This is a genomic window from Blautia faecis (assembly GCF_027662325.1).
GTDB lineage: Bacteria > Bacillota > Clostridia > Lachnospirales > Lachnospiraceae > Blautia_A > Blautia_A faecis.
The window spans coordinates 1-12,218 of the sequence record NZ_JAQDKY010000017.1 but is presented as its reverse complement, the minus strand read 5'-3'; the positions used below and the strand labels follow the sequence as shown (position 1 = coordinate 12,218).

The 12,218-nt window shown below is 43.8% G+C and carries 9 protein-coding genes; 5 read left to right on the top strand and 4 right to left on the bottom strand.

The window, feature by feature from the left end; translation table 11 throughout:
• Positions 1-190 precede the first annotated feature (190 nt).
• Entirely contained in the window at positions 191-571 is a 381-nt protein-coding gene (locus PGQ38_RS09630) for a metal-sensing transcriptional repressor (RefSeq protein ID WP_173716314.1), read from the top strand.
• 25 nt (positions 572-596) lie between these two features.
• Positions 597-1,427, top strand: a complete 831-nt coding sequence (locus PGQ38_RS09625) for an Mrp/NBP35 family ATP-binding protein (protein ID WP_118581151.1) — start codon at positions 597-599, stop codon at positions 1,425-1,427.
• Between the two features lie 116 nt (positions 1,428-1,543).
• Here PGQ38_RS09625 and PGQ38_RS09620 read toward each other — a convergent pair whose 3' ends face one another.
• Both PGQ38_RS09620 and PGQ38_RS09615 read right to left on the bottom strand, forming a co-directional pair.
• On the bottom strand, positions 1,544-2,632 hold the full coding sequence (locus PGQ38_RS09620) for a class II aldolase/adducin family protein (protein WP_173771781.1): 1,089 nt from the start codon (positions 2,630-2,632) through the stop codon (positions 1,544-1,546).
• Between the two features lie 78 nt (positions 2,633-2,710).
• Positions 2,711-3,622, bottom strand: coding sequence for a LysR family transcriptional regulator (locus PGQ38_RS09615; protein ID WP_187565486.1), 912 nt, complete (start codon positions 3,620-3,622; stop codon positions 2,711-2,713).
• A 411-nt stretch (positions 3,623-4,033) separates the two neighbouring features.
• Here PGQ38_RS09615 and PGQ38_RS09610 point away from each other — a divergent pair, with 411 nt between their 5' ends.
• The 3 genes from PGQ38_RS09610 (at position 4,034) to PGQ38_RS09600 (ending at position 9,745) form a co-directional block, all read left to right on the top strand.
• Entirely contained in the window at positions 4,034-7,831 is a 3,798-nt protein-coding gene (locus tag PGQ38_RS09610; RefSeq protein ID WP_118581142.1) for a phosphoribosylformylglycinamidine synthase, read from the top strand.
• Between the two features lie 263 nt (positions 7,832-8,094).
• Positions 8,095-8,604, top strand: coding sequence for a sigma-70 family RNA polymerase sigma factor (locus PGQ38_RS09605; RefSeq protein ID WP_118581320.1), 510 nt, complete (start codon positions 8,095-8,097; stop codon positions 8,602-8,604).
• Positions 8,597-9,745 (top strand): hypothetical protein, encoded by a 1,149-nt coding sequence (locus PGQ38_RS09600; RefSeq protein ID WP_195699039.1) that lies wholly within the window; start codon positions 8,597-8,599, stop codon positions 9,743-9,745. The genes PGQ38_RS09605 and PGQ38_RS09600 overlap by 8 nt, the downstream gene beginning before the upstream one ends.
• A gap of 82 nt (positions 9,746-9,827) precedes the next feature.
• On the opposite strand, the gene PGQ38_RS09595 is transcribed toward PGQ38_RS09600, so the two are convergent.
• Together PGQ38_RS09595 and PGQ38_RS09590 are read right to left on the bottom strand one after the other, a co-directional pair.
• Positions 9,828-11,375, bottom strand: coding sequence for a hypothetical protein (locus PGQ38_RS09595; RefSeq protein ID WP_173718249.1), 1,548 nt, complete (start codon positions 11,373-11,375; stop codon positions 9,828-9,830).
• Between the two features lie 52 nt (positions 11,376-11,427).
• The gene (locus PGQ38_RS09590; protein WP_226854329.1) at positions 11,428-12,120 is read right to left on the bottom strand and encodes a hypothetical protein; all 693 of its coding nucleotides are present in this window, start codon (positions 12,118-12,120) and stop codon (positions 11,428-11,430) included.
• Positions 12,121-12,218 lie beyond the last annotated feature (98 nt).

The following is a 12,218-nucleotide window of genomic DNA, read 5'->3' as shown; positions in this document are numbered from 1 at the left end:
ACATCTTGCGGGAATGATTTTTCAAACAGGCTCTAAGGCATATTTTTTAATACAATCATCAGAAATAGTGCATATTTAAGGGAAGTATGTTATAATAAACGGACGTGCTTCAAAAGAATTACACCAGTCAGAAACCATCCACAGAACACTGTTGGATATGCGAAATGGTTGGCAAATACAGGAGGATGACATGATAGAAGAACATTTAGAGAACCACCTGCATGAAGGCGAGGAAGAGCATATGCATACCCATGTTCTGGAAGATGGCACCACTGTCATGCATTCCCATGGAGAACACGGACATCACCACAGTCATGCACAGACCAAGGCTGTACTGAACCGGCTTTCCCGTGCAATCGGGCACCTGGAATCCATCAAACGTATGGTGGAAGACGGCCGGGACTGCAGCGAAGTGCTGATCCAGCTTTCCGCAGTGAAATCTGCTATTAATAATACAGGCAAGATTATTTTACAGGATCACATTGAACACTGTATTGTGGATGCGGTAGAGCATGGAGACAAGGACGCCATCAAGGAACTGGAACGTGCAATTGACAGGTTTATGAAATAAATAAGGAAAAAGGAGATAGATAAAAATGGCAAAAGAATGTGACAGCAAGACTTGCGACAAATCAAGCTGTGAAGGCTGTGCCAGCAAGAAAAATCCGCAGAGCATGCAGGCTGCAATGAATGCAATGTCCAATGTAAAGCATGTGATCGGTATTGTAAGTGGTAAAGGCGGCGTTGGAAAATCCTTCGTGACAGCATCTCTTGCAAACAGAATGGCAAAGAAAGGCTATAAAGTAGGAATCCTTGACGCAGACATTACCGGACCATCCATCCCGAAAATGTATGGCCTGAAAGGCGCTGCCCAGGCAAACGACAGCGGTATTTTCCCTATGGAGACCAAAAACGGAATCAAGGTTATGTCCATTAACCTGCTTCTTCCAACTGAGGACACTCCGGTAATCTGGCGGGGACCGATCCTTGGCAACATGGTAAAACAGTTCTGGACAGATGTTATCTGGGGTGATGTAGATTACCTGTTCGTAGATATGCCACCAGGAACAGGAGACGTTCCGCTGACTGTATTCCAGTCCCTTCCGATTCAGGGAATCGTGATCGTAACCTCTCCACAGGATCTTGTAAGCATGATCGTGAAGAAGGCATACAATATGGCTGGAATGATGAAGGTGCCGGTTCTGGGCCTTGTAGAGAACTACAGCTATGTGAAATGTCCAGACTGCGGCAAAGAACTGAAAGTATTTGGCGAAAGCCACATTGACGAGATTGCCGCATCCCTAAATGTTCCGGTTCTTGGCAAAATGCCAATCGACCCGGCCTATGCAGCCAAGGTTGACGAGGGCGCCTTTGATGAGATCGATAATCCGTATATTGAAGCAGCAGATGGAGTTCTGCCACAGTAAGAGGCTGAGAGCACTATAGAAAATCACACAAATTGTGGCGAACATTTTGCAAAAAAAGATTCTGTGTAAAAACAAGATTGTAACATCCTGTTTTTACCAGAATCTTTTTCTTTTCTTTATTTCTTACTGCGGTAAGCCTCTGCTTCCCAATGGGTAATGAAATAAGTGATCTCATCTGTCATCTGAAGCGGACCGCCGAAGCTTTCTGCATAGACAGCAAGCTTGATGGCATCCTTAGCAAGAAGCTGAGCCTTGGCAGCTTTCCCCTTGTCATCTTCCATAATAAATGCACCAACGCCCTGAACCAGGATCAGTCTTGGTTCTTTATCATTTTCAGCCATAAATGCATCCAGTGCTTCTTTTGCCTGATCAATGTTTTCAACAAATAACGGATATGGACCGCAATATACAATGTGATCAGGGGTGAATGGTTTCAGAAGCGGTGCGGCAGCTTCTTTATTTTTTACAAAATTATCTGCTTCAGCAGCCGGTACAACCTCTACAGCATGTCCGAGCAGCTGGGAAAGCTTCTGTGCAGCAGCCTCTTTTTCAGGGGTAACAGCATCACTGACGTCAGCTGTTCGTTTTACCTGTTTTTCAAGGGTGGAGATCACGCCATCAAATAAAACACCAATCTCTTCTACGGTATTTGCAGCTACGAAAATACCGTGATTCTGAAGCAGAAGAACCTGAACATCTTTTCCAAATTCTTCTTTATAAGCGTTCATTTTCTCATAACAGATACGTGCAAGTGTGTATCCTGGTTTACAGATGTCGATCCAGAGAACCTCTTTACCAAGGAGCTGCTCGGAAAGTGCCTTTGCGCCATTGCCGCATGTCAGACCATTTACAAGAGTAGGATGAACATGCAGTACATAGGTATATGCAAATAAATTGTGAAGTAATGCTTCCACGCTTGGACGCTTGGTCTTATCTGCATCGGTCACTGCAGCCATTACATCTGCAAGATAGGCAGCTTCACGCTCAGTGTCATTTCCCGGATATTCTGTTTTCATGATCTCATTGAGACGGGCGCGGCTCATCTCAACGAATTCCTCTGCCTTAATGGTGGCAAGCTGTGTACCGGAGCCCTTTACATACAGTGTGGTTTCATCTTTGACAGAAGTATTTCCACCGCCTGCAAGAACGTAAGCAGGATTGCTTCCGTAAGTGTTTGACATTTTTACCAAAGTTGAAAGATCCATAAAATTTAATACCTCCCATTGTTTTTTTCATACATCTACATTGTACATGATATGATAATATTTAGCTATCAAAATATGCTAAAAAGAAGTGGTTTTTGTGCTTTTTGATGAAAAATAGTCAAAAAACTTCTGGGCAGCCTGGGATAAAGGAAGGCTTTCGTGATATACAAGGGCTAATTGTCTGGGTGGAAGCTGCTGCTTCAGGCTGACCTCTATCAGAGCGGTTTCCTGTCCACGTAAAGAAGCCAGCATGTAATCCGGAACACAGGCAATTCCAAGACCAATGCGTGCCAGATCAATAAGCAGATCATTGCTGTTAAGCTCAACCTCCGGAATCAGATTCTGTCTGTGGGATGCAAAAAACTGATGAAGATATTCACTTGTTGTGCTTTTGGACGAAAGGGTGAGAAGAGGATATTCCATCAGCTTCTTTATTTCCAGGGCTTTTCCTTCAAGTGGAAAAAAGTCCGGATTGGCAACAAAAATATCCCGAAATTCTTTTACCACCTGTACTTTTGTGTGTGCGGTAAGCCGGGAATTGGGAAGATTGCTTACGATCAGGTCCACCTGCCGGTTTTCCAGAAGCTCCACGCAGCCCATGGAGGTGCTGTTTGTGACCTTGATCCGCACTCCAGGATAATCCTGATGAAAGCGCTTCAGGTAGTCAATCAGAAAGTACCGGCAGATGGTATCGCTTGCCCCGATCCGCAGCTGCCCCTGAAGTCTGTCTTCCTCAAGAAGCTGTGCCTCCCCCTGGGAAAGCATTTCCAGGGCCGGTTTGACATGCTGGAAAAGTATTTCTCCCTCAGGGGTAAGGGAAACCTTCTTGGTGCTTCGGAAAAACAGTTCCCGTCCCAGCTTTTTTTCCAGAGTCTTGATTCCCTGGCTTACTGCAGACTGGGAAATGAACAGCTGGCGGGAGGCTTCAGAGAAGCTTAAGGTGGTGGCAACGTAGTAAAAGCATTTGTATAATTCAAGATTGATATCCATATATAAATCCTCCAAAATCAAACTCGTTACTGTCCACTCCGTGACCAGTAACACGCTTCGCGATGCACAGAAAGACGAACCTTCTTGTGACAAGCACAAGAAGTAGCGTTTGCTGCGCAAACTTAATTCTCGGGTTTTCTGTGAACTTTGTTCACAAAAAACACCTCGCGGAATATTGTCAGTGAACAGTAACTCAAACTCTGCTATGACTGATGAGCCATGTTTATTTACATATAGAAGTAATAGTAATAAAAAATATAAGATATATTAATTTTACTTATGATAAAACCTATGATACTATAATAAACGAAAATGTGCAAGAATGGATGCAGTTTTGCGCAGTCATCCAATTTTTTCAAAATGAAAAAGCACACCACACTACGATTTCACATTCACGAAAGGAGTTTTCCAATGAGTAACGTAAGACGAGTATACGTAGAAAAGAAACCATCCTTTGCCGTAAAAGCCAAAGAACTGAAGCATGAGATCAGCTCTTATCTGGGCATTCAGACTGTAACAAACGTGCGGGAACTGATCCGCTATGACGTAGAGAATATTTCTGATGATGTATTTGAAAAAGCATGCCATACCGTGTTTGCCGAGCCTCCGGTAGATGACCTTTACCTGGAGAAATTCGAGGCAGCAGATGGCGCACATATTTTTTCTGTAGAATTCCTTCCTGGCCAGTTTGACCAGAGAGCCGATTCCGCTGTACAGTGCGTACAGTTCCTGGACGAAAATGCACAGCCAATTATCCGTTCAGCAACTACTTATGTGATCGAAGGTGACATTACAGAGGAAGAATTCGAGGCAATCAAGAATCACTGCATTAACCCTGTAGATTCCCGTGAGACAGGCCTTCAGAAGCCGGAGACACTGGTTACAGAGTTCAAGGATCCGGAAGATGTTAAGATCTTTGATGGCTTCCGTGATATGGAGGAAGCACCATTAAAAGAGCTTTACAGTTCCCTGAACCTTGCTATGACATTTAAGGATTTCCTTCATATTCAGAACTATTTTAAGAACGAGGAGAAACGTGATCCATCCATGACCGAGATCCGTGTTCTGGATACATACTGGTCTGATCATTGCCGTCATACCACATTCTCCACTGAGCTTACACAGGTGAAATTTGACGAAGGTGATTATAAAACTCCTATCGTTGATACCTATAACAGATATCTTTCCGACAGAGAAGTCCTTTATAAGGGACGGGACGACAAATTCGTCTGCCTGATGGATCTTGCCCTTATGGCTATGAAGAAACTGAAATCCGAAGGCAAGCTTCAGGATCAGGAAGAGTCCGACGAGATCAATGCCTGCAGTATTGTAGTGCCGGTTGATGTAAATGGAAAAGAAGAGGAATGGCTGATCAACTTCAAGAATGAGACACACAACCATCCGACAGAAATCGAGCCATTTGGTGGCGCAGCTACCTGTCTTGGCGGTGCAATCCGTGACCCACTTTCCGGACGTACTTATGTATATCAGGCAATGCGTGTAACAGGAGCAGCAGATCCTACTGTTTCTGTAAAAGAGACTCTGAAGGGCAAGCTTCCGCAGAAGAAATTGGTTCGTGGCGCAGCCCACGGCTACAGCTCCTACGGCAACCAGATCGGTCTTGCTACCGGTTATGTAAAAGAAATCTATCATCCGAATTACGTTGCAAAACGTATGGAGATCGGTGCAGTTATGGGTGCTGCTCCAAGACGTGCAGTTATCCGTGAGAACTCTGATCCGGGAGATATCATCATCCTTCTTGGCGGACGTACCGGACGTGACGGCATCGGTGGTGCTACCGGTTCCTCCAAGGTACATACAGAGGCTTCTATCGAGGTCTGCGGCGCTGAGGTACAGAAAGGAAATGCACCTACAGAGCGTAAGATCCAGCGTATGTTCCGTCGTGAGGAAGTCAGCTATATCATTAAGAAATGTAACGACTTCGGTGCAGGCGGTGTATCCGTAGCAATCGGAGAGCTGGCACCTGGTCTTCAGATCGACCTTGACAAAGTTCCGAAAAAATATGCAGGTCTTGACGGTACTGAGATCGCAATTTCCGAGTCCCAGGAGCGTATGGCAGTTGTTGTTGCTCCGGAAGACGTAGAGAAATTCCTTGGTTTTGCAAACGAAGAGAACCTGGAGGCAGTTCCGGTTGCAGTTGTAACAAAAGAGCCAAGACTGGTGCTTTCCTGGAGAGGAAAAGAGGTTGTAAATATTTCCCGTGCATTCCTTGATACCAACGGTGCACATCAGGAGACAACCGTAGAAGTTGAAATCCCGAATAAAGAGGGCAACCTTTTTGAAGAGCGTCCGGACGTAGCCGATGTAAGAGAAAAATGGCTTTCCACACTGGCAGACTTAAATGTATGCTCCCAGAAGGGCCTTGTAGAGATGTTTGACAGCTCCATTGGTGCAGGAAGCGTTCTTATGCCTTATGGCGGTAAAAATCAGCTTACAGAGACTCAGGCAATGGTTGCAAAGGTACCTGTACAGAATGGAACAACTAATACTGTAACTATGATGAGCTATGGCTTTGATCCATACTTATCCTCCTGGAGCCCATATCACGGAGCTGCTTATGCAGTGACAGAATCTGTTGCAAGAATCGTGGCAGCAGGTGGTGATTATAAGAAGATCCGCTTCACCTTCCAGGAATACTTCCGTCGTATGACAGAGGATCCAAAGAGATGGAGCCAGCCATTTGCAGCACTTCTTGGTGCTTATGCAGCACAGATGGGCTTCGGTCTTCCGTCTATCGGTGGTAAGGACAGTATGTCCGGAACCTTCAATGACATTGATGTTCCGCCAACACTGGTTTCCTTTGCAGTGGATGTTGCCAAGCTTCAGGATGTGATTACACCAGAGCTGAAAAAGGCTGGAAATAAACTGGTATGGCTTCGTGCACCCAAGGATCAGTACGATTTACCAGACTATACAGGCATTATGGAGCAGTATGAGAAGCTTCACAATGATATGCAGGCTGGAAAAGTGGTTTCCGCTTATGCACTTGACCGTCACGGTATTGCGGCAGCAGTCAGCAAGATGGCATTTGGAAATGCAATGGGCGTGAAGATCGAGCATAATCTGGATCCAAGAGACTTCTTTGCACCAGGCTTCGGCGATCTGGTTCTGGAAGTTCCGGCTGAAAAGGTTGGTCAGCTTTCTATCACATATACCGTGATCGGTGAAGTAACAGATAATGGTAAATTCTCATATGGAAATGCTGAGCTCACAGTAGATGAGGCTTACAAGGCATGGACAGGCACTCTGGAGAAGGTCTTTAAGACAACCTCTGGTGAAGAAAACGATGGACCAGTTGCCATGGCTGTAAAGACAGCAGATCCGGAAGCAACCTATGAGAATGGTATTTATAATACAAAGAATATTTATGTCTGCAAGCATAAAGTAGCAAAACCTCGCGTATTCATTCCTGTATTCCCAGGAACAAACTGTGAGTACGACAGTACAAAGGCATTCGAGAGAGCCGGAGCTGAGGTAGACGTTAAGGTATTTAAGAACTTAAGTGCAGAGGATATCCGTGATTCTGTGGAAATATTTGAGAAATCCATTGATCAGGCACAGATGATCATGTTCCCAGGCGGCTTCTCCGCTGGTGATGAGCCAGACGGTTCTGCGAAATTCTTTGCAACTGCCTTCCAGAATGCAAAGATCAAAGAAGCTGTTATGAAGCTGTTAAATGAGAGAGATGGTCTTGCACTTGGTATCTGTAATGGATTCCAGGCGCTGATCAAGCTGGGACTTGTTCCATACGGCGAGATCTGCGGACAGAAAGAGGATTCTCCTACACTGACCTATAACACCATCGGACGTCATATTTCCAAGATGGTTTACACAAAGGTTGTAAGCAACAAGTCTCCATGGCTGCAGAAAGCCACACTTGGCGGTGTATACTGCAACCCGGCTTCCCACGGTGAGGGACGCTTCGTAGCAAACGATGAATGGCTTGCTAAGCTCCTTGCAAACGGTCAGGTAGCTACCCAGTATGTAAATCCAAACGGAGAGCTGGATCAGTCCGAAGAATCCAATATCAACGGATCTACCTATAACATTGAGGGTATCACAAGCCCGGATGGACGTGTCCTTGGTAAGATGGCACACAGCGAGCGCCGCGACAATGGCGTTGCAATCAACATCTATGGACAGCAGGATATTCAGATCTTTGAGTCCGGTGTTGAGTACTTCAAATAAAACGTTGCAAATAAAACGTTAAAAAAGAAATATCCTGGTAAGTACAAAGCTTTTTCCGCATTGTAACTTATCCAGGATATTTTTTGTATCTTCATTACTTTGATTTTCGTCGCCGCAGATGCATTGCCATCAATATAGTTCTTGCGCTATATTTAATGATTTTAATGAAATATTTTCCCGGCTATTTCCATCTAATGTATGTAAAAGGAAATACAGCAATTGATTTCGTGTACTGCAGAACACAAAAAGGAGCGAAAAACCTTATGGAGAATTTGGTGAAAAAGGCAAAATCCGGAGATTCCGGTGCATTTGCACAGCTCATCCGGATGAATACCCAGAGCATGTATAAAGTAGCCTGGGCCTATCTGAAGAATGACGAAGATGTGGCAGATGCCATACAGGAAACGATTTTAAAGTGTTATGAGAAGCTTTCCACTTTAAAAAAGGATTCTTACTTCAAAACCTGGATGATTCGGATTTTGATCAATAACTGCAATGAAATGCTTCGGCATAAAGGCCGTGTTTTTCCTACGATGGAAATGGAAGAGGGAATCTTCGAGGAATCAGGCTATGTAGATTGTGAGTGGAAGGAAATCCTGGCATCCCTGGAAGAGAAGTACCAGGTGGTGATGCTTTTGTATTACAGCAAATCCCTTAGTGTAAAGGAAATTGCCGCTCTTCTGGAAATCAGCCAGAATACAGTGCTTACAAGGCTCTCCAGAGCCAGAAAACAGCTTCGTGCAGAGTATGAAGGAGGATATATTCATGGATGATAAATTGTTTGATGTTTTTTCAGAAGAAACAGAAGTGCCGGAATGTGTGCGCAGGCGTGTAGATGAGACATTGGAAATGATAGAGAATTCGGCAGAGTCCGATAGAGGGTATCAGAAAGAAGAAAAAACGGGAAAAGTAATAAATGGCACTGACAGAATGGGAAAAATTGGTACACGGAAAAACTGGAAGCGCAGTTTAATCCTGACATTTGCGGCAGTGATGGCATTTGGTGCCACTGTTTTTGCAGCAGAGAAGTATATAGGAATTTCCGGTTTTTTTCAGGAAGTTGGAAATAAGATGCCGGAAGAAGCCAAGGGGCTGATTGAAAAAGATCCGGTGCAGCAGGAAGATGGCGATTCCATTCTCACTTACACCGTGAAGGAAGCCCTATGTGATAAGAACAGTGTCCAGGTGGTGGTGGAAGTCACAGCGAAAGAAAGAGGCAAATATCTTCTGGCAGGACAAGACACCATGAATGAGGATCCTGTAAGAAATCTTGGAATTGAAAGTGACAAGACAATAGGAGAATATGCCGCAGAAAAAGGGCTGATCATCGTAAAGGTTGGAGCCAGCTTTGATTTTGATTCAGATCTTGGCATTGAAACAGCAGTGGGAGATTATCGAAATCTGGAAGATGATGTAGTAGATTTCTATTCTTCCGCGGTAAAGACAAATGAGAGTAAGAATCTTACCATTTCCTGCATCGGAACTGCCACGCTTCCGGATGCTAAGTGCGTTGATGATGTGATGCGTACAAATATTACTTTCCAGCTGGAAGATAAGAGCCAGGGGAAAAGTATGACCTATGTGCCTGTGGATGGTGAAGGGATAACTGCAGCTGGAAAAGTAAAGATCCTGTCCGCAGATATAGAAGAAACAGAAGTGGGCGATTACGTCACAATCCATTGCATCTTCTTAGAAGAGTGCGACAGTATTTCCCTTGACGTAATGGATCTGAATGGAAATCTGTGGCAGCTTTCCGACCTTGGCGGTGGTTCAGAGGTGGCAGAGGTTGGAAAAGAAGCCACCTTCCAGAGAAGCTATCAGAAAACGGACCTTGCCGACGAAATCGGAATACGGGGATATGACTATGAAACGAATACCACGTATGAGCCGGTAAAAATGAAGCTTAAGAAATAGAATAATCGAAAAAAGTCCCCATTCACTGTTTTTTGCAATTAAAACAGTGGGATGGGGACTTATTTGATTTGTTAAATTAAGATTATCCGAACTTTCGCATATTGCTCAGATCGGAAAAATCAATCATTTTGATTTCTTCAATGTTGCCGGTTGAGCCCATTGGGCAAACGGCGTAGTTTCGCGTCTCATTTCCTATAGTAAGCTTTACCACATAATGCCATATGGACCATGATGGAGAGCCAACCGGATAATCACCAAAGCAATAATGAATATCATCAAATCCACCGACTAATTCAGCGAACTCACCGAGAACTGACGGTGATGTGCTAGAGTTCCAACGGTAAGTTACAAAAAATGGCTCATTGGGATCTGCTGCCAGATCGACTGTATGATCGTTATATCTGGTTAAATATTTAAAGCGGCCTGGTTCTCTGAGGTAGGCACTTATAGCGTCCATCTTTTCAAAAGGAGTCATATCAGCAGTTGTAGTTTTGTTAATAATGTCAATCAGCCATGCGTTTTCTGCCTGATCATAATCCAGAACATTTAATGTCACTGTATTTGCAACCGTATAACCTGATAATGAATATTCCCTGAATTCTACAGTGTAGGTTCCTGCTTCGAAAAATTTCACGTATTTGATATAACCGCCTTTTACTTTCTCTAATGAAGTAGTTTCTGAGTCATTGTTTTCTAAAGGAATATCATCAAAGAAACGAGATGAACCACTTCTGTATGCGCTGGTCCGCGAGTCATTTCCATTAAAAATCAAGGAAAAAGAGTTCGGATCCGGATTGTCTGTCTTTATAAAAAGAGGTTTGAGACAATCGGTGTAAATATCTGCCTTCTGTTTGTCCAGACCGTAAATTTCATATGTATATTTAGCTGGTGCATTTTCTTTTTGGTCGTGTGCAGGCAGATCAGCTTTGGGAATCGGTGTGGGTGTAGGAACCGGTGTGGATGTAGGCGTTGGTGTAGGTGTAGGGGTTGCACTTTGGTGGGTACTGTTTGTCTCTCTGTTTGTTGTGCAATGGCCTGTAGAAGACCATTTGGAATAGTATTTTTTTCCTTTAACGGTCATGTAAGTGCGGGTTTGCATATAATATGTAGTCCCGGCACGGAGGCCATTGAGAAAAATTGTGTTGTTTTTGTTACCTTTGACTGTTATAGTTTTTGCATTTTTTAGTTTTGAATTAGTGGCATAGCGCAGCTGGTAACCACTGGTCTGGGAGGTTTGTCTTTTTACTACTACAGTTGCAGCTGCTGTTTTTGCATAGATATTCATTATCTGGGCTTTCGGCGGTAAAATAACAAACTGTTTTTTAGCAGTGCCGGTATAAGTGCCTTTTCCAATAATCTGAACCGTGTAAGTTCCTACTTTTTTGCAGCCTTTAGAGTACTTTACAATATAGTTTTTCTTTTCCTTCAAGACTTTTCCTTTATAAGTTACTCTTACTTTTGGACGCTGTACCTTTTTATTATAAGTAAGCTTTGTGGCTGATAATTTAATCCTGGTATTTTTCACATTTACCCTTGCTGCGGCAAATACCTGGCTTGAACTGCAAAACAGAAGCAGTAAAATGATGAGGCAGAGGTGAATCTGCCGGTGTAGATGATGATTTTTTTTCATGGCTTTTTACTCCTTTTATATGATAAGTTTATTGGGTTTTGTAAAAATATAACTATTTATGACCAGACCGTAGCAGCCATTTCTGGTCAATCTTTTTTACCTCATCATCTGCAAACCGGATATGCAGTCTGACGGAATTGGACAGTTGTACGATTTCCTCTACAGTACCTTCCCCAAATTTGGGATGAGTTACCACATCGTTTACCTGGAATTTTATTTCGCTATGTTTGGCGCTTTTGTAGGCCTGTTCACGGCGGTAGGTGTCCCGGATGGGAACTGTCTTGTCGTGAATAGGGTTTTTCAGAGCTTTGTCATAATCGTGCTTCAGAAGGCTTTCTCCGATCCTGTAATAAGGCGTAGGTGCTGCGCCCACAAGAGAGCAGCAGTATTTCCAGGCACTTCCATGCTTTCCTGCCTGCCAGTTATACTGCGCCGGGATTTTCATATTGTATTGCATATAATGGGCGTATTCGTGCTTATAAAGATCCAGGCGATCCTCTTTGGAAAGAGGCTTCTTTACGGCATAACCAATAAACAGAAGGGAAAAATAGAAGCTTTCTTTTTCGTGGGCAGAAGCCGGGGTATAAGAGCCAAGTACAGCTTCATCGTAACCAAAGCGGATAGGTACAGAAGCCCCCCGAAGACCAAATTTGCGGTCAAGAGTCTGGAACAAAGCGCGGATCTGAGCTTCGTGGATGGTAGTTTCATTATCAAGAAGTTTACGGATGGATGGATCAATATTCATGCAGTTACTCCTTTAAAAATTATTAACTGGAAAAATTACATGCCAAGTTTTATGGCGTTTGACTTGAAAGCTCCTACTGACAGATCGCGAAGCGACTG